Below are 20,395 nucleotides of genomic sequence, written 5' to 3' on the forward strand. Positions count from 1 at the left end.
CGATGTTGGATGTGCTGCAGTCATCGCGAGCAGGCTCACTCCTACAGGGTTTTATGTTTAATCAGGCGGCTTGGCGCAGTTCAGGTTTTTCCACGACTTGGCTGCGCGCATCCGTCGGGCCGAACACTTCGCGCGGTTCCGGGAACAGGCTCAGCAGCGTCAGGTACACCACCGAAGCCAGGCCCAGGGTCACCGGCAAACTGATGTCGATGCCGCCGGCCATTTCACCCAACGGGCCGACGAACTGCCCCGGCAAATTGACGAAGCACAAACCGACCGCCGCGCTCGGGATCCATGCGCCCAGACCGCGCCAGTTCCAGCCGTGGCTGAACCAGTAGCGACCGCCCTGTTCGCCGCGCGTGAACACTTGCAGGTCATCCGGGCAGTAGAAGCCGCGACGCACCAAGAGGCCGATGATCATGATCACCATCCATGGCGTGGTGCAGGTGATGATCAGCACGGCGAAGGTCGACACGCTCTGCACCAGGTTGGCCGCGAAGCGCCCGATGAAGATGAAGGCAATCGACAGCACGCCGATCAGCAGCGTCGCTTTCACTCGCGACAGCACGCGAGGGAATACGCTGGACATGTCCAGCCCGGTGCCATACAGCGAGGTGGTGCCGGTGGACATGCCGCCGATCACCGCAATCAGGCACACCGGCAGGAAGAACCAGCTCGGCGACACCGCCAGCAAACCGCCGACATAGTTGTTCGCCGCGATGTAGTCCGGCGCCTTGATCGCGACGATGGTCGCGGTGGCCAGGCCGAACAGGAACGGGATGAACGTGGCGATCTGCGACAGCACGACCGCTGCCATGATCCGTTGTTTAGAGGTGTCACGCGGGATGTAACGCGACCAGTCGCCGAGGAACGCGCCGAATGAAATCGGGTTGCTCATGGCTACCAGCGCGGCGCCGATGAACGCGGCCCAGAAGCCTGGCTGACCGAGGCTCACCGTACCGGCGTAGTTCACATCGAAAGGACCGGCGAAGGCGAAGATGCCCAGCAGGAATAGCAGGCTGGCGCTCCACACTGCGATCTTGTTCACCCACAGCAAAAAGCGGAAGCCGTAGATGCACACGGTCAGGACCAGGATCGCGAACAGACCGTAGGCCAGGCCCAAAGTCAGGTCGGTTTCCGGCAGACCGATCAAGCGTTTCGCACCACCGATCAGCGCATCCCCCGAACTCCACACCGAGAGCGAGAAAAACGCGATAGCGGTCAACAGCGACAGGAACGAACCGACGATGCGCCCATGCACGCCGAAATGCGCACCCGACGACACGGCATTGTTGGTGCCGTTGAGCGGGCCGAACAGGCCCATCGGTGCGAGGATCAGCGAGCCAAGCAGCACGCCCGACACAATCGCCCAGACGCCGGCCTGAAAAGACAGACCGAACAGCACCGGGAAACTGCCGAGCACGGCGGTGGCAAAGGTATTCGAACCACCGAAGATCATCCGGAACAAGTCCGTCGGGCCTGCGCTGCGTTCGTGGTCCGGGATCTGTTCGACCCCGTGGGTTTCAATCTGCGTAAGGCTTTGGTCGTTGTTGTTGTTATTCATGATCTGCTCCGATCATAAAGGCGCGCTCATCGTGCGTGAGCGTCACCTGTCTTGGCTAAGGGGATGGCAGCCCTTCCGGCATTGCGGACAAATGTTCGTGGCAGGCCAGCCAATGGCCTTGTTGTTCTAGGCTCGACGCTTGTTTCTTGAAAACAATCGTCTCGCGCTCCTGGCTGAAGTGTTGCTCCCCTTGCATGCGCAGCTCGGTGGCCACGTCATGGATGAAAATCGCCACGTCACCTTGCAGGCTGACGAAAGCGTTGCTCGACGTGCACGCAAGCACCTCGAAGCCATCCTCGGCGCGCCAGCTGTCCCACAAGGCCTGATAGGCGTCGCGCGACAGCAGCGGCTGTTCGAGGGTGTAGAAAACGAAACTTGCATCGGCGCTGAAGGCGCCGAAGTAAGCTTCGCGATCGTTACGGGCGAAGGCGGTCACCAGATCGGCGGCCGCTTGCAAAACCTGATCACGTTCGTTCATGACCCGACCCTCAGCGATGGACCACGCCAGGCAGTACGCAGAGCATTTCGTACAGCAGGTTGGCGGCCAGCAGCGAGGTGTTGCCGGTGGTGTCATAAGCGGGCGAGACTTCTACCAGATCGCAACCGATCAGGTCGAGGCCTTGGCAGCCGCGAACGATTTCAATCGCCTGAATGGTCGTCAGACCACCGATTTCCGGGGTGCCGGTGCCCGGTGCCCAGGCCGGATCGATGCCGTCGATGTCGAAGCTCAAATAAACCGGACCGCCGCCGACTTTCTCGCGCACTTCGGCCATCAGTGGCGCCAGCGACTTGTGCCAGCACTCTTCGGCTTGAACAACGCGGAAGCCCTGATCGCGGCTCCAGTTGAAGTCATCAGCGGTGTAACCCTGCGCACGCAAACCAATTTGCACCACGCGGTCGCAGTCCAGAAGGCCTTCTTCGACGGCGCGACGGAAGGTCGTACCGTGAGCAATCTTCTCGCCGAACATGTGATCGTTGACGTCAGCGTGAGCATCGATGTGCACCAGACCGACCTTGCCGTGCTTTTTATGAATCGCCCGCAGGATCGGCAGGGTGATGGTGTGGTCGCCACCCAGGGTCATCGGGATCACGTTGTGCTCGAGGATGTTGTCGTAGGCTTCTTCGATGATGCGCACGGCGTCGAGCAGGTTGAAGGTGTTGATCGCCACGTCACCGATATCGGCGACCGACAGCGAGTCGAATGGCGCCGCGCCGGTGGCCATGTTGTACGGGCGAATCATCACCGATTCGGTGCGGATGTCGCGTGGCCCGAAGCGGGTGCCGGGGCGCAGCGAAGTACCGATGTCCAGGGGCACGCCAACAAAGGCAGCGTCCAGGCCAGCGGCGGTCGGTACATGGGGGAGTCGGAGCATGGTGGCGATGCCGCCGAAGCGCGGCATTTCGTTGCCGCCCAGTGGTTGGTGAAGAATCTTGTCCACGGGTAAGGCCTCATCGTCTTTGTTTTATTTATGTCGGCGCGCCGTGGAGCACGGGTTCGGACGCCGCTGTGGGGCCGATGATGCGAAATGTAGTGGGGGGAAAGAATCGCTACGGGCAAAAACTTAGTTCAGATTTTTCTAAACTAATGGCGAGGCTGGGATTAGACTTTGGCGGGTTCAAGATTGTGATCGGCTGGATATTGCTGCCCTCACCCCAGCCCTCTCCCCTAGGAGAGGGAGCTGATCTCCATTGCGTTCGAATCCTGAGTTCGACTCGATATCACAGGTCGATGTGCATCCTGAGAACACCGCGGTCGGCTCCCTCTCCCTCCGGGAGAGGGCTGGGGTGAGGGAAGGTTCTATCAGGCAACACATCTCTAAAGCCCGGAGTAGACATGGCCAACGCTTTACCCGACCTGAAACTGTTGCGCATCTTCGTCAGCGTCGTGCGTCATCAGGGTTTTGCCAACGCACAGCAGGAACTCAACCTGTCGACCTCGGCGATCAGCACCTACATGAGCCAGCTCGAAGCCGCGCTCGGCCTGGTGTTGTGCCATCGCGGGCGTGGCGGGTTCAGCCTGACCAGCAAGGGTGAGCTGTTCCATCAGGAAACCCTGCGCCTGCTCGCCGAGCTCGAAGGTTTCGAGCAATACGCCGCCGCGCTCAAGGGCGAATTGCGTGGCACGCTCAACCTCGGCGTCATCGATTCCACCGTCAGCGACAAGGCCTTGCCGTTCGCCGAAGCCATCGGCGCTTACAGTCAGGAACACCCGGCGGTGCATTTGCATTTGTCGGTGATGAGCCCGTACGAACTGCAACTCGGTGTGCAGGACAACCGTCTCGATCTGGCCATCGGTGCGTTTTCCACGCGCATGAGCGGTCTGGTCTACATGCCGCTGTACCGTGAACAGCACTGGTTGTATTGCAGTAGCCGCCATCCGTTATTCAACGAGCGGCGGATTCCCGAACAAGTCATCACCCAGCAACGCATGGTCGGGCGCGGTTACTGGAGCCAGGCCGAGCTGGCCCGGCACGGCTTCAAACACAGCGCCGCCACCGTGGAAAGCATGGAAGCGCAGCTGATTCTGGTGCTGTCCGGCGCCTACATCGGCTACTTGCCGGAGCATTACGCTCAGGCTTGGGCCGACAAGGGTGACTTGCGTGTGTTGCTGCCGGCGACCTTCGGTTACCAGGCGCCGTTTTCGATGATCATGCGCCGCGGCCGAAGTCGCGAGCCGCTGATCCAGACCTTCCGTGATTTGCTTAAAGCACAGCTCAATCAGGCCTAAGAACGATGTCCAGACCTCAATGCCCGCGCTGCTCGCGCCCACAAACCCATTGCCTGTGCCCACTGATCCCCAGCCTCGACAGTCGCACGCGGGTGTTGCTGTTGCAGCATCCGAGCGAGGTTAATCACGCGTTGAATACCGCGCGTCTGGCAGCCCTGGGATTGAGCAATGCCGAGCTGATCGTCGGTGAGGTGTTCGAGGATTTGCCGGCACTGTTGAGCCGCCCGGGGTATCAGGCGCGGTTGTTGTTCCCTGCCGACGATGCGCAACCGATGCAGGCTTACGGCGAGTCTGATGAACCACTGTTGCTGGTCGTTCCGGATGGCACCTGGCGCAAGGCGCGCAAGATGTTGCACCTTAATCCGCTGCTGGCGGCGCTGCCACGGGTGACGCTGGCCGAGGGCGGGGTGTCGCGGTATCGCTTGCGCAAGGCACCGGGACCTGGGGCGCTGTCGACCATTGAGGCGATTGTGCAGGCGTTGCAGACGCTGGAGGCGCCGGCGTCATTCGAGCCGTTGCTCAAGCCGTTCGAAGCGTTGATCGAGGGGCAGATTGCGGCGATGGGGGCGGAGACCTTCCAGCGTAACCATGCCGATAGATAATTGTCGTTTGGACTGGCGCTATCGCGAGCAGGCTCACTCCTACAGGGGGAACGCATTCCAAATGTAGGAGTGAGCCTGCTCGCGATAGCAATTGTTCAGTCAACGCAGGTTACAGCGAGATTTACCGTTCGCGCATCGCCTCGGTCCGCGCTTTCAGCACGGGTTTGAGCAGGTAATCCAAGACACTTTTCTCCCCGGTAATAATGTCCACCGTCGCCACCATCCCCGGAATAATCAGCAACGGTTTCACATCCCCACCCAAATGGTTTTTATCGGTACGCACCTGAATCAGATAAAAGCTGTTGCCCTTGTCATCGGTAATCGTGTCCGCACCGATCAATTCCAGCTTGGCACTCAGCCCACCGTAAATCGTGTAGTCGTAGGCACTGAACTTGACCATGGCTTTCTGGCCCGGATGCAGGAACGCGACGTCCTGCGGGCGCACCTTGGCCTCGATCAGCAGGTTGTCTTCCAGCGGCACGATTTCGACCATGTCGCTGCCCGGCTGAACCACACCGCCAATGGTGTTGACCTTCAATTGCTTGATCACGCCATGCACCGGTGAGGTCACGGTGGTGCGGCTGACACGGTCGTCGATGGCGATGCTGGTGGCAGTGATTTTCGACAGGTCCGTACGTTTCTCGTTCAGCTCCTTGGCCGCCTCGGAACGGAAGGTCTGCTCGGATTCGTCGATCTTGCTGCGGATCTCGGCAATCGCCGATTCGGCGCGGGGAATCGCCAGCGTGGTGGCGTTCAGCGAGCCACGGATTTCCACGGCGCTGCGTTTCAGCCGGAGGATTTCCACGGGTGACACCGCACCGGTTTTCACCAGCGGTTCAGACATGTTCATCTCTTGCTGCAACAGCGCCAGGCTGGAACTGAATTGGCCCTGTTTGGAACGAAACTCCGCCAGCTCCTGAGTCTTCTGCCGCAGCTGTTCGCTAAGCGTACGCTGTTCGCTGGCCAGTCGGCGCTGGCGCTGGTCGTACAGCGAGCGTTCGTCTTCGGCGACTTGCGGTGCCTTGGCGATCACCTCATCGGAGAGCTTGAACGGCCGGCCTTCGGCCTCCGCCGACAGCCGCTCGACCTGCGCGGTCAATGCATAACGATCGGCCTCGCTCTCACCCTTGTTCGAGCGAAAGCGTGTGTCATCCAGGCGCAGCAACGTGTCGCCCTTGTTCACCATTTGTCCTTCGCGGACGAAAATCTCGGTGACGATCCCGCCTTCAAGGTTCTGGATCACCTGCACCTTGCTCGATGGAATCGCCTTGCCTTCGCCCATGGTCACTTCTTCGAGCACGGCGAATTTGGCCCAGACCACCGCGCTGATCAACAGCGCCGCCGCCAGCCACACGGTGATTCGCGACCAGCGCGGCGAATCCTGTAACGAGGCACCGGCGGTTTCCGGCATGAATTCGGCTTCGGCGCTTTTGCCGAAACTGTCGAAGTAGCCGCGCGATTTGCTATCGGAGGAAGCAGACATGGGGCAACTCCTAAACCGCCGCCGAGCCGACACGGCCCTTGCGCAGCGCATCGATGACCGCTTCTTTCGGACCGTCGGCGACGACCCGGCCGTTGTCCAGCACCAGCAAGCGGTCCACCAGACTCAGCATTGAAGTGCGGTGGGTGACCAGCAGCAGTGTCTTGCCTTGCACCCAGCCGTGCAGCTTCTGCCGCAGTTGGTCTTCGCTGCTGTTGTCCATGGCACTGGTGGGTTCGTCGAGCAGCATGATCGGCGGGTCGAGCAGCAGCGATCGCGCCAGCAAAACGGCCTGACGTTGACCGCCGGAGAGCAATTGCCCGCGCTCGCCCACCGGCCGGTCGAAACCTTGCGGATGCTGGCGGGCAAGTTCGGTAACGCCCGTCAGTTCGGCGACTTCGAGCATCCGCGCATCGCTGATGTAACGTGCGCCGAGGGTCAGGTTGTCACGCAGGCTGCCGGCCAGCACCGGCAGATCGTGAGCGACGTAGCCGATCTGCTGACGCAGGTCAGCAACATCAAGTTGGCGCAGGTCGAGGCCGTCGAGCAGCAGTTGGCCTTCCTCGGGTTCATAAAAGCCCATGACCAATCGCGCCAAGGTGCTTTTGCCCGAGCCGCTGCGGCCGATGATGCCGACTCGTTCACCGGGTTTCAGGCTGAACGAAACATTGCTCAGTGCCGGCGCATTCTGGCCGTTGTAATGAAAGGTCACGCCGTTGACGTCCAGCGCGCCTTGCAGTTGCGTGCGCTCCAGCGGCCGCTGCTTGCCGTCGCGTTCCTGCGGCAGGGCCATCAGCGCATCGGTGCTTTTCATGGTCAGTTGCGCTTGCTGATAGCGGGTGATCAGCCCGGCAATCTGCCCCAGCGGCGCAAGTACACGGCTGCCGAGCATGTAACTGGCGACCAGCGCACCGACGCTGAGGTTACCAGCGATGATGCTGTAGACCCCGGCGACAATCGTCGCCATCCCCGAGAATTGTTGAATGAACAATGTGCCGTTAGTGGCCAGCGCCGACAGATTGCGTGCGTGGCTGTCGAGGCGGGTGAGGGCGCCGTGGGTGCTCTCCCATTTGTGCTGGCGCTCGCTTTCGGCGCTGCAAGCCTTGAGGGTTTCCAGGCCACCGAGGGTTTCGATCAGCACCGCCTGGCGTTCGGCGCCTAGGCTCAGGCTTTTCTGCACGGTGTCGCGCAGGCGCACCTGAATCGCCAGGGCAAAGATAATCGTGATCGGAAACGCCAGCAGCGGAATCACCACCAGCCAGCCGCCGAGCAGGCCGATCACCACCAGCATCAGCACGACGAAGGGCAGGTCGATCAGGCTGGTCAGGGTCACCGCTGTGAGGAATTCACGCAGGCCCTGAAAGTCATGAATGCTCTGGGCGAAACCGCCAATGGTCGCCGGCCGTGCCTTCATCGACATGCCGGTGATGCGTTCAAATAAAGTCGCGGAAAGGATCACATCGGTTTTCTTGCCGGCGGTGTCGAGCAGGTGCGCACGGACCACCCGCAGGACCAGTTCAAACCCGGTGCCGATCAGCAAACCGATCGACAGCACCCACAAGGTCGAGGTGGCCTGATTCGGCACCACGCGGTCGTAGGTCTGCATGACGAACAGCGGCACCATCAGGCCTAAAAGGTTGATCAGGAAACTGGCGAGAATCGCATCGCTGTAGAGCCATTTCGACAGCTTCAGGGTGTCGCGAAACCACGCATGCACCCGTGGCACCAGCGGCGAGCGCAGGTCTTCGAGTTCGTGGCGCGGCCGAGCGAACAAGGCTTGGCCGCTGTAGTGCTCATTGAGTTCGTCGCGGCTGATCCATTGCTCACCGCCGTCGGCTTCGCTGGGCAGGATCAGCGCTTTGCCGTCTTCGCCGAAACGCCGCAATACGGCGGTGCGGCCGTTGTTGAGCAGCAGCAGAATCGGCAGATTCAGTGGTGAAATGTCTTTCAGTTCACGGCGCAGAATCCGCGCCTGCAACCCGGCCCGGGCGGCTGCGCGGGGCAGCAGGTCGAGGCTCAGGCGTTGCTTGTTCAGCGGCAGCCCGGCACTCAGGCTGGCGCGGCTGACTGTCGCGCCATGCAGTTTGCAGAGGATCAACAGACCGTCGAGTAACGGATCATCGAAGCTCAGCCGCGGATCGATCCCGGTGTGGCCGGGTTCCATGCTGGTCATATTGATCGCCTCTGTTGAACGGGCTCAGGTTGATCGTTCCCACGCTCTGCGTGGGAATGCCTCTAGGGACGCTCTGCGTCCAGTGACGCGGAGCGTCACGGGCTGCGTTCCCACGCAGAGCGTGGGAACGATCAAGATCGCTACTTCAGCTCGGGCAGGCGCGCTTCGTTTTTCACTTCGGTCGCGGCGATCGCATCGGCCGGCAGCACCACCCGTTGTTTGCTCAGCAACTGGCCCATGTTCGCCAGCACGCGGTACATCGAATATTCCTCGGTGTAGCGGATTTCGGTGTAGCGACGGTTGGCGTTGTAAAGCTCGTTTTCACTGTCGAGCAAGTCGAGCAGGGTGCGTTGGCCGAGGCCAAACTGATCCTGATACGCGGCGCGTACGCGTTTGGTGGTTTCCGCGTATTCGCGTGCGGTCGGGGTCTGTTTCTTCGCGTTCTGCATGGCGTTCCAGGCCAGGCGAATGTTCTCGTTGAGTTGACGCAGGGCGTTGTTGCGGATGTCCATCGCCTGATTGATCTGGTGCGCATCGGAGGCCAGGCGCGCCTTGTCGCTGCCGCCACGGAATAGGTTGTAGTTCATCACCACACCGACGCGCCATTCGTTGTCGTGGCCTTCATCGCCTTGCACATTGTTGTTCGCGCCGACGGCCGCTTCCGCGTCGAAGCGTGGATAGAACGGCGACTTGGCGACTTCGTACTGGCTCTCGGCCGATTGCACGTCAGCCTGGGCGGACTTCAGATACGGGTTGTTGTCGACCATGCTCTGCTGGGCTTCACGCAATTCGGTCGGCAGTTCGCCACGGGTCGAGGCCGGGGTTTCCAGCTCATCGGGCATGCGCCCGACGACGCTGTAGAAGTTGGCTTCGGCGTCAGACAGATCGACTTCGGCGGTGTCGAGGTTGTTCTGCGCCAGCGCTTTACGCGCAACCGATTGATCGGAGTCGGCGGTACTGCCGACACCCCGCTCGGTGCGCAGGCCAATCTGATCGTTGACCCGCAAGTGCGCCTGCAGGTTGTTGCGAGCCAGGGTCACCAGTTCGCGGCGCTTGAGCACTTCGAGGTAGACCTCGATGGTGCGCAGGGCCAGATCCTGGGCGGTGCCTTGCGCGTAGTACGCGCGCGAATTGGAGACGCCTTTGGTGCGCTCGACTTCGTTGGCGGTGTTGAAACCGTCGAACAGCATCTGCCGCAGGCGCAGCTCGGACTGGGTGTAATTGAGGATTTCGGTGTGGTGATTACCGAAGGCCCGGGTGTTGGTGTTGTCGCTGTAGCCACGGCCATAGGCGGCGTTCAAATCGACGGACGGATAGAAGCCGCCCTTGGCGACTTTGACTTGTTCATCAGCCGACAGGCGGGCGTCCACGCGCGAGGCCAGTTCCGGGTGAGTGGCGATGGTGCTTTGGATCGCCTCGGTGAGGTTCATGGCCTGAGCTTGAGAAGTGCAAGCCATGGCCAGCAAAACCGCGCTGCAGAGGGGGGTTAGAACGCGCATGGGTGCATCTCCCTGAGTCCTGATGGTGTGTTACTGTCGCCAAATATTTGACGATATTTTTAGGTGTAGGCGTTTCACTCTTGTAACAACAGAGCTAAGAACATCCTGAAGCGTAGCTAAGAAAAAATTTTCATAAGGCTTATGCCGAAAAAAACTTATGCGCTTTGTAAAAACCGGCACATTGTTCAGCATGAAAGCCTTTGTTTTATGCGCTTTAGGGAGCGCAAAAAGGCTTGAGGAAAGTTCCATTCACTTTGCGACATACGGCGAAGTACTGCTGAAGGGGAGGGACGCGTAGCGGCTGATGGGCGACAGATTTTTGTCACTCGAGTGATTCACCACCGTTACGTAGCGTTAGTAGGCGTATTGCTTTGATCAGGATGCGGAAGTGCTTGATAGCACTGATGTTTCCGGAATAAGCCACCTGCGAAACGAACTGTTGAAGGTGCGAGCGTCGCCTCCAACAACCCGATTGAGCCATGGGCTGCTTCGCTTACCAGTGCCGACGGTGGTCGGCAGCGGAGGATTTCACATGGCAACGCTCATCGGCACAGTCACTAAAGTCATTGGCCAGGTTTTCGCCCAGTCAGCCGACGGTACTAAACGCCCACTGGTGGAAGGCGATCGCCTTTATGCAGGCGACCAACTGATCACCGGCGCAGAAGGCGCAGTCGCCGTTCATCTGCAAAACGGCCAGGAACTGACTCTGGGCCGTGACAGCAGCCTGACCATGACCGGCCAATTGCTGGCCGATCAAGCGGCGCACGTGAATGCGCCAGAGGCGGTGACCCCGAGCGAAGCGCAACTGACTGACGTTGAGCAAATCCAGAAAGCCATCGCCGCCGGTGATGACCCGAGCAAAAACGCCGAAGCCACTGCAGCCGGCCCGAATGCCCCGGGCGGGGCGCCGGGTGAATTGGGCGGCGGCCACAGTTTTGTCTTGCTGACCGAAGTTGGCGGCCGGGTCGACCCGATCATCGGTTTTCCTACCGCCGGGTTCGGCGGTATTCCCGAATTCCCTGAAGAACGCCACAACGCGGTGATCGACAACGGCGACAACACCCCGGCAGTCGTGGTGCCGCCACCGGTCAACAATCCGGTAACCCTTACCGGCCTGGATGTGGCTGGTGGCGAACTCAATCTCAATGAAGCCAATCTGCCTGACGGCTCGGCGGCCAATCCTGGCGCACTCACGCAAAGCGGCAGCTTCACCGTGTCGGCGCCGGACGGTCTGACCAGTCTGAGCATTGGCGGCATCAACCTGGTCAACGGCGGCGTAGCGGTCGGGTTCCCGCAATCGATCACCACGCAACTGGGCAACACCCTGACCATCACCGGTTACAACCCGGCGACGGGCGTGGTCAGCTACAGCTACACCCTCAACGGCAACGAAAGCCACGCGGCCGGCGATGGCGCGAACAACCTCAGCGAACAGTTCACGGTGATTGCCGGTGACAGTAATGGCGACACCGCGACCGGCACGCTCGACGTCAACATCACCGACGACGTGCCGAAAGCGTTCGATGACAGCAATGGTACGGCTTCAGAGACTCAACTGACCCTGACCGGCAACGTTCTGACCAACGACGTGCAAGGCGCCGACCGCGTACCCACCGGACCGGTAACGCCGGGCACGTTCACCGGCACTTACGGCACCTTGGTGCTTAATGCCAACGGCACTTACACCTATACCCTCAACACCAACGACGCCGACTTCAAAAACCTGCACGGTGGCGGTAATGGCACCGAGACGTTCGCCTACACCATCACTGATTCGGATGGTGATACCAGCACGGCGAATCTCGTTCTGCAGATCCACAACAACGACGATCCAGTGGTCATCAATGGCCTGAACGTCGAAGGCGGCGAGCTGACGGTCTACGAGAAAAATCTCACTGACGGCAGCGCACCGGATTCCACCGCGTTGACCCAAAGCGGCACGTTCACCATCACTGCGTTGGACGGCGTCACGACCCTGACTGTCGGCGGCATCGCCGTCGTTACCAATGGCGTGGCAGCAGGTTTCCCACAATCGGTCACGACGCCATTGGGCAGCACTCTGACCATCACCGGTTTCAACGCCACCACCGGCGTGGTCAGCTACAGCTACACCCTGGTCGACAACGAAGCACACCCAACGGCCAACGGCGCGAACAATCTGCCAGAGCAGTTCGCTGTCACGGTGGTCGATGACAACGGCACCACCGCCAATGCCACCCTCGACGTGAACATCGTCGACGACCTGCCGAAAGCCGTGGATGACAGCAACTCCGGCACCGCATCGGAAACCTTGCTGACCCTGACTGGCAATGTGCTGACCAATGACGTGCAAGGTGCCGACCGTGTACCCACCGGACCGGTCACCCCGGGCACGTTCACCGGGACTTACGGCACCTTGGTGCTGAACGCCAACGGCACTTACACCTACACGCTGAACACCAATGACGCCGACTTCAAAAACCTGCACGGTGGCGGCAATGGCACGGAAACCTTCGCCTACACCATCACCGATTCGGACGGCGATACCAGCACGGCGAATCTGGTTTTGCAGATCCATAACAATGACGATCCCGTGGTTATCAATGGCCTGAACGTCGAAGGCGGCGAGCTGACGGTCTACGAGAAAAATCTCACTGACGGGAGCGCACCGGATTCCACCGCGTTGACCCAAAGCGGCACGTTCACCATCACTGCGCTGGACGGCGTGACGACCCTGACTGTCGGCGGCATCGCCGTCGTCACCAACGGCGTGGCAGCAGGTTTCCCACAATCGGTCACGACGCCATTGGGCAGCACGCTGACCATCACCGGTTTCAACGCCACCACCGGTGTGGTCAGCTACAGCTACACCCTGGTCGATAATGAAGCTCATCCAACCGCCAACGGCGCGAACAATCTGCCAGAGCAGTTCGCCGTCACCGTGGTCGATGACAACGGCACCACGGCCAACGCCACCCTCGACGTGAACATCGTCGATGACCTGCCAAAAGCGGTGGATGACAGCAACTCCGGCACCGCATCGGAAACCTTGCTGACCCTGACCGGCAACGTTCTGACCAACGACGTGCAAGGCGCCGACCGCGTACCGACCGGACCGGTAACGCCGGGCACATTCACCGGCACTTACGGCACCTTGGTACTCAACGCCAACGGCACTTACACCTACACGCTGAACACCAATGACGCCGACTTCAAAAACCTGCACGGCGGTGGCAATGGCACGGAAACCTTCGCCTACACCATCACCGATTCGGACGGTGATACCAGCACGGCGAATCTCGTTCTGCAGATCCACAACAACGACGATCCGGTGGTCATCAGCGGTCTCGACGTCAACGGCGGCGAACTCACCGTTTACGAGAAAAACCTCACGGACGGCAGCGCACCGGACTCCACCGCGTTGACCCAAAGCGGCACGTTCACCATCACTGCGCTGGACGGCGTGACGACCCTGACTGTCGGCGGCATCGCCGTCGTCACCAATGGTGTGGCCGCCGGTTTCCCACAATCGGTCACCACGCCGCTGGGCAGCACGTTAACCATCACCGGTTTCAACGCCACCACCGGCGTGGTCAGCTACAGCTACACCCTGGTCGACAACGAAGCACACCCAACCGCCAACGGCGCGAACAATCTGCCAGAGCAGTTCGCCGTCACCGTGGTCGATGACAACGGCACCACCGCCAACGCCACCCTCGACGTGAACATCGTCGATGACCTGCCGAAAGCCGTGGATGACAGCAACTCCGGCACCGCCTCGGAAACCTTGCTGACCCTGACCGGCAATGTCCTGACCAACGACGTGCAAGGCGCCGACCGCGTACCGACCGGACCGGTAACGCCGGGCACGTTCACCGGCACTTACGGCACCTTGGTGCTGAACGCCAACGGCACCTACACCTACACGCTGAACACCAATGACGCCGACTTCAAAAACCTGCACGGTGGCGGTAATGGCACGGAAACCTTCGCCTACACCATCACCGATTCGGACGGTGATACCAGCACGGCGAATCTGGTTTTGCAGATCCACAACAACGACGATCCAGTGGTCATCAATGGCCTCGACGTCAATGGCGGCGAACTCACTGTTTACGAGAAAAACCTCACTGACGGCAGCGCACCGGATTCCACCGCGTTGACCCAAAGCGGCACGTTCACCATCACCGCACTTGATGGCGTCACGACGCTGACTGTCGGTGGCATCGCCGTCGTTACCAACGGCGTAGCGGCAGGTTTCCCACAATCGGTCACGACGCCACTCGGCAGCACGCTGACCATCACCGGTTTCAACGCCACCACCGGCGTGGTCAGCTACAGCTACACCCTGGTCGACAACGAAGCACACCCAACCGCCAACGGCGCGAACAATCTGCCTGAGCAGTTCGCCGTCACCGTGGTCGATGACAACGGCACCACCGCCAATGCCACCCTCGATGTGAACATCGTCGATGACTTGCCAAAAGCCGTGGATGACAGCAACACCGGCACCGCCTCGGAAACTTTGCTGACCCTGACCGGTAATGTCCTGACCAACGATGTGCAAGGCGCCGACCGCGTACCGACCGGACCGGTAACTCCGGGCACGTTCACCGGGACTTACGGCACCTTGGTACTTAATGCCAACGGCACTTACACCTATACCCTCAACACCAACGACGCCGACTTCAAAAACCTGCACGGCGGCGGCAATGGCACCGAGACGTTCGCCTACACCATCACTGATTCGGATGGTGATACCAGCACTGCCAATCTGGTGCTGAACATCCACAACAACGACGATCAGGTCTACCTCAACGGCCTCGACGTCAACGGCGGCGAACTCACTGTCTACGAGAAAAACCTCAGCGACGGTAGCGCTCCAGACACTCCGGCGCTGACCCAGAGTGGCACCTTCACCGTCACCGCCCTCGACGGTCTGCAAACCCTGACCGTGGGCGGCATCAGCGTGGTCACCGGTGGTGTGGCCGCAGGCTTCCCGCAATCGATCGTCACGCCGCTCGGCAGCACGTTGACCATCACCGGTTACAACCCGGCCACCGGTGTCGTGAGTTACAGCTACACCCTGGTCGACAACGAAACGCATCCGAATGCCAACGGCGCCAACAGCATCACCGAAAACTTCAACGTGGTGGCGACGGACACCGATGGCAGCACGGCCAACGGCCAGATCAACGTCAATATCGTCGATGATCTGCCCAGCGCTCATCCTGATTCTGCTTCCGTGGCAGAGGGCGGCACCGTCAGCGGTAATGTGTTGGACAACGACATCGCCGGCGCCGACGGCCCGGCCGTGACCGGTGCGGTGGTCGGCGTGCGGGCCGGCGCCGACACCTCGACTTCGGCCATCGGCGGCCTCAACAGCAACATCAACGGCACCTACGGCTACCTGACCCTGGACGCCAACGGCAACGCGGTCTATCACAGCAACCCCAACGCGGTGAACGGCCCGGGCGCGGTGGACGTGTTCACCTATACCGTGCGCGATTCCGACGGTGATGAAAGCACCACCACCATCACCATCGATGTCGCCAACAGCAAGCTGTACGCGACCAGCGACACCGACGTCACCGTTTACGAGAAAGCGCTGGACCTGACCAAGGACGGCGCTGATCTGGCGCCCGGTACGGTCACCGGCAGCGACCCGACCAGCACCGGCGAAACTGCGTCCGGCACCTTGGTCGGCTCGGTCACCGGTGCGGTCGGCGCGATCAGCTACGCGCTGGTTGGCAGTGCCACCGGCAACTACGGGCAGATTGTCCTCAACCCCAACGGTACCTACACCTACACCCTGACCTCACCGGCGAGCACCACGCCGCATGCCGACGACGGCGCCAACACCCTGAGCGAAACCTTTACCTATCAGGCCACCGATTCGCTCGGCAACGTTGTCACCAGCACCATCGTTGTCAGCATCGTCGATGACGTGCCCAAGGCGATGAACGATAGCAACGCCAACAGCGCCTCGGAAACGCAACTGACCCTGACCGGCAATGTGCTGACCAACGATGTGCAAGGCGCCGATGTGGTCGCGACCGGACCGAATGCCGGGCCGATCACCGCCGGCACGTTCACCGGCACTTACGGCACGCTGGTGCTCAACGCCAACGGCACGTACACCTACACGCTGAACCCCAACGATGCCGACTTCAAAAACCTGCACGGCGGCGGCAACGGTACCGAAACCTTCACCTACACCCTGACCGATGCCGACGGCGACACCAGCACCGCCAACCTGGTGCTGAACATCCACAACAACGACGATCCGGTGGTGCTCAACGGCCTCGACGTCAACGGCGGCGAGCTCACCGTCTACGAGAAAAACCTCAGCGACGGCACCAGCCCCGACACTCCGGCACTGACCCAGAGCGGTACCTTCACCGTCACTGCGCTCGATGGTTTGCAAACCCTCACCGTCGGCGGCATTGCCGTGGTCACCAATGGCGTTGCCGCAGGTTTCCCGCAATCCATCGTCTCGCCGCTGGGCAGCACCTTCACCGTCACCGGTTACAACCCAGCCACTGGCGTGGTCAGTTACAGCTACACCCTGGTCGACAACGAAGCCCATCCGACCGCCAACGGTGCCAATAGCCTCACCGAAAACTTCAACGTGGTGGCCACCGATACCGATGGCAGCACGGCCAGCGGCCAGATCAACGTCAACATCATCGATGACCTGCCGACCGCCAAACCCGACACCGGCTCGGTGGCGGAGGGTGGTACGGTCAACATCAGCGTGTTGGGCAATGACATCAGCGGCGCCGATGGCGCAGCCTCGGTGGTCGGCGTGCGCGCCGGCAGCAACACCGGCACTTCGGCCATCGGCGGCCTCAACAGCAACATCAACGGCAACTTCGGTTACCTGACCCTTGATGCGGCCGGCAACGCCGTCTATCACAGCAACCCGAACTCGGTGAGCCCACCGGGCGCCACCGACACTTTCACCTACACCATTCGTGACAGCGACGGCGATGAAAGCACCACAACCATCACCGTCAACGTTGCCGACAGCAAGCTGGTGGCCTCGGTCGATCAGGACGTAACGGTCTATGAAAAAGCCCTCGACCTGACCAAGGACGGCCAGGATCTGGCCGCCGGTACGGTCACCGGCAGCGATCCGACCAACACCGGTGAAACCGCGACCGGCACGCTGGTCGGCGCAGTTACCGGCGGTACGGGCGCGATCACCTACACCTTGGTCGGCAGCGCCACCGGCAGCTATGGGCAGATTCAGCTCAACGCCGACGGCACCTACACCTACACGCTGACCTCGGCGCCGAAAACCACGCCGAACGCCAACGACGGGGCGAACACGCTGAGCGAAAGTTTCACCTACAAAGCCACCGATGCACTGGGCAACAGCACCACCAGCACCCTCGTGGTCAACATCGTCGACGACGTGCCAAAAGCGGTGGCGTCGGACCGTTCGGTGGCAGCGGTGGAAATCGATTCCAACCTGCTCATCGTCCTCGACATCTCCGGCAGTATGGCCGACGCCTCCGGTGTGCCCGGCCTGTCGCGGCTGGCCCTGGCCAAGCAGGCGATCAGCGCCTTGCTCGACAAGTACGACGACCTCGGTGATGTCAAAGTCCAGCTCGTCACCTTCAGCAGCAACGCCACTGACAGAACCTCGGTATGGGTCGATGTGGCGACCGCGAAGACGATTCTCGCCGGCCTGACGGCGGGTGGCGGCACCAACTACGACGCCGCGGTGGCGGTCATGCAAACCGCGTTCAACACCTCGGGCAAACTCACCGGGGCACAGAACGTCGGTTACTTCTTCTCGGACGGCAAACCCAACGAGGGCGACATAAACGCCGCTGATGAAGCCGCGCTGAAAAACTTCCTCGATGCCAACAACATCAAGAACTACGCGATTGGCCTGGGCAGCGGCGTGAGTAACGCCAACCTTGATCCGCTGGCGTACGACGGCATCACCCACACCAACACCAACGCGGTGGTGGTTACCGATCTCAATCAGCTCAACTCGGTGCTGTCCGGCACCGTAGAAGGCGCGCCGGTCACCGGTTCGTTGCTGGGCGAGGGCGGTACCTTCGGCGCCGATGGCGGCTTCATCAAATCCATCGTCGTTGACGGCACCACTTACACCTACGATCCGAAGGCTCTCAGCGGCCAAGGCTCGTTGACCGCCACCGGTGGCGTCAACCATGGCACATTCAACACCGTAAACAACACGTTGAGCATCGCCACCAACAACAGCGGCACGCTGGTGATCAACCTCGACACCGGCGACTACAGCTACACCTCGCAGAAAACCACGGCGGTGGTGATTACCGAGAACATCGGCTTTACCCTCAGCGACAACGACGGCGACCTCGCCAGCTCGACGCTGACCGTGAAAGTGATCCCCAATGCGCCACCCGTGGCGGTGGACGATCACGTCATCACCAACGTGTTGTCGAGCAACATCGTGGTGCCGGGCGAGTTGCTGCTGGCCAACGACACCGATCCGAATGGCGATACGCTCAACGCCACACCGACCACCTTCAATACTGGTTGGATAGCGAAGGGCGCGGACTTCACCGGCACCGGTGCGATCACGTTCAACGGCAACAGCAACACTGCCGCCAACCAGACCCTGGCCGATGTGCGCAATGCCTTCGCCGCCAACACCGCAGCGATGACCGCGGTGCTGGTGATCAGCGGCTACCTCGGCGCGGTGACCAATGCCAATGCCAACGATGAAGACCTGATCACGGTCAAACTGAAACAGGGCGAAACGCTGAACCTGGATCACAACCTGGCGGCCGGGCACGTCACCATGGAGTACTCGCTCAATGGCGGCGCGTTCGTGACCATTGCCGACGGCGGCACCATCACCGCCAGCGCCGATGGTACCTACCAGATCCACGTCACCAACATCAGCAATACCAGTGGCGGTAACCCGAATGCGGCGGAAAATTACCAACTGACCATGACAGTCAATTACGCCGGGGCCCACGATGTCACCCCGGATTTCCACGGCAGCTACACCGCCAACGACAACCACGGCGGCAGCGACACGGCCAACGTCAGCATCAGCTATCAGGACGGCCACACCCTCACCGGCACCTCGGGGGATGACGTGCTGGTGGCCGGCACTGGCGACAACATCATCAACGCCGGCGACGGCAACGATGTGCTCACCGCAGGCTCGGGCAACAACGAGCTGCACGGCGGCGCCGGTAACGACTTGCTCTACAGCGGCCCGGGCAATGATCTGCTCGACGGCGGTACCGGCAGCGACACCGCCAGCTACGCCCACGCCACCGCCGGGGTGACGGTCAACCTCGGTCTGCTCGGTGCGCAAAACACCGTCGGCGCGGGGACGGACACCCTGACCGGCATCGAAAACCTCGTTGGCTCGAACTTCAATGACACCCTGACCGGCGACAACAATAACAACGTGATCAACGGTGGCCTGGGTAACGACACCCTCAACGGTGGCGGCGGCGATGACCTGCTGATCGGCGGCATGGGTAACAACACCATGACCGGTGGCGCAGGAGCCGACACCTTCCAGTGGCTCAAGGGCAACAGCGGCCATGACCTGATCACCGACTTCACCCCCGGCACCGACAAGCTCGACCTGTCGCAACTGCTGCAAGGCGAAAACGGCACCACCGCCTCGCTGGATGACTACCTGCACTTCACTGTCAGCGGCAGCGGTGCCTCGGTGCTCACCAGCATCGACGTCAGCGCGATGGCCGGTGCTACGCCGAACCAGACGATTGACCTGGCCGGCGTCAACCTCGCCAGCCATTACGGCGTGACGCCGGGGGCGGGCGGGGTGGTGGCTGGCGGGCACGACACGGCGACGATCATCAGCGGGATGTTGAATGATCATTCGTTGAAGGTGGACACGGTGTAAGCGCAGTCTGAAACGACAAAACCCGCCGTCCCGGTTGAAGGGACGGCGGGTTTTTTCTGTCTGTAGAGATGCATTGCCTGTCAGTCAGCCTTCGTGAGCAAGCTCGCTCCCACAGGGATCTGCGCTGCGCAAAAATCCCTGTGGGAGCGAGCTTGCTCGCGAAGGGGCCATAACTGTCACCCGATCAATCAGCAGGGATTCTTGATCCCACCTTCACCCCGGCAACTCCAGATTATCCAGCACCCGATTCATCGCCAGCTCCCCGAGCATGATCAATTGCGCAAGCCCCAGCAGCGTTCGGCGTTGCGAGGCCGGCAGCAGGGCGTGCGGAGGTAATGGTTGAGGGCACGGTCGGTTTCGGGCGGGTTGGGTGTGGGTTTGATCATGGTGAAGCTCCTAGAGTCATTGGCGCTGCCATCGTTGCTGCAGGCGTTGACGCGAGGTCATATAGCTCGATTCGTTGTCCGCATGTTTCTGA

Annotated in this window: 9 protein-coding genes and 1 pseudogene; 3 read left to right on the top strand and 7 right to left on the bottom strand. The window is 61.1% G+C overall.

Going from position 1 to position 20,395, the window contains the following annotated elements:
* Window positions 1–61: 61 nt before the first annotated feature.
* Genes H8F23_RS25865 through speB form a run of 3 tightly spaced genes read right to left on the bottom strand, consistent with a single transcriptional unit; the run spans window position 62 to window position 3,003 of the window.
* Entirely contained in the window at window positions 62–1,564 is a 1,503-nt protein-coding gene (locus H8F23_RS25865) for a purine-cytosine permease family protein (protein ID WP_194936261.1), read from the bottom strand.
* 55 nt (window positions 1,565–1,619) lie between these two features.
* A complete protein-coding gene (locus tag H8F23_RS25870) occupies window positions 1,620–2,042 on the bottom strand; it encodes a YybH family protein (protein WP_194936262.1) in 423 nt (140 codons plus the stop codon).
* Window positions 2,043–2,052: 10 nt separating this feature from the next.
* Window positions 2,053–3,003: an agmatinase gene (speB, locus tag H8F23_RS25875; RefSeq protein WP_003222717.1), complete on the bottom strand. Its 951-nt coding sequence runs from the start codon at window positions 3,001–3,003 to the stop codon at window positions 2,053–2,055.
* A 395-nt stretch (window positions 3,004–3,398) separates the two neighbouring features.
* On the opposite strand from speB, the gene H8F23_RS25880 reads away from it, so the two are divergent.
* Window positions 3,399–4,292, top strand: coding sequence for a LysR family transcriptional regulator (locus H8F23_RS25880; RefSeq protein ID WP_007956593.1), 894 nt, complete (start codon window positions 3,399–3,401; stop codon window positions 4,290–4,292).
* Window positions 4,293–4,297: 5 nt separating this feature from the next.
* Window positions 4,298–4,894, top strand: a complete 597-nt coding sequence (locus tag H8F23_RS25885; RefSeq protein ID WP_194936263.1) for a tRNA-uridine aminocarboxypropyltransferase — start codon at window positions 4,298–4,300, stop codon at window positions 4,892–4,894.
* A 121-nt stretch (window positions 4,895–5,015) separates the two neighbouring features.
* On the opposite strand, the gene H8F23_RS25890 is transcribed toward H8F23_RS25885, so the two are convergent.
* The 3 genes from H8F23_RS25890 to H8F23_RS25900 all read right to left on the bottom strand — a co-directional run bounded on the left by H8F23_RS25890 (window position 5,016) and on the right by H8F23_RS25900 (window position 10,046).
* Entirely contained in the window at window positions 5,016–6,377 is a 1,362-nt protein-coding gene (locus H8F23_RS25890; protein ID WP_194936264.1) for an HlyD family type I secretion periplasmic adaptor subunit, read from the bottom strand.
* 10 nt (window positions 6,378–6,387) lie between these two features.
* Complete coding sequence (locus tag H8F23_RS25895; protein ID WP_194936265.1) at window positions 6,388–8,547, bottom strand: type I secretion system permease/ATPase; 2,160 nt, start codon at window positions 8,545–8,547, stop codon at window positions 6,388–6,390.
* Window positions 8,548–8,687: 140 nt separating this feature from the next.
* Window positions 8,688–10,046, bottom strand: a complete 1,359-nt coding sequence (locus H8F23_RS25900; protein ID WP_093438007.1) for a TolC family outer membrane protein — start codon at window positions 10,044–10,046, stop codon at window positions 8,688–8,690.
* Window positions 10,047–10,578: 532 nt separating this feature from the next.
* Between H8F23_RS25900 and H8F23_RS25905 the strand changes: the two genes are divergently transcribed.
* Window positions 10,579–19,917 (top strand): retention module-containing protein, encoded by a 9,339-nt coding sequence (locus H8F23_RS25905; RefSeq protein WP_194936266.1) that lies wholly within the window; start codon window positions 10,579–10,581, stop codon window positions 19,915–19,917.
* A gap of 213 nt (window positions 19,918–20,130) precedes the next feature.
* On the opposite strand, the pseudogene H8F23_RS29465 reads toward H8F23_RS25905, so the two are convergent.
* Window positions 20,131–20,238: pseudogene (locus H8F23_RS29465) on the bottom strand (DUF6124 family protein); the annotation flags it as partial.
* Between the last annotated feature and the right edge of the window lie 157 nt (window positions 20,239–20,395).

This window comes from Pseudomonas neuropathica (assembly GCF_015461835.1).
GTDB classification, from domain to species: Bacteria; Pseudomonadota; Gammaproteobacteria; order Pseudomonadales; family Pseudomonadaceae; genus Aquipseudomonas; species Aquipseudomonas neuropathica.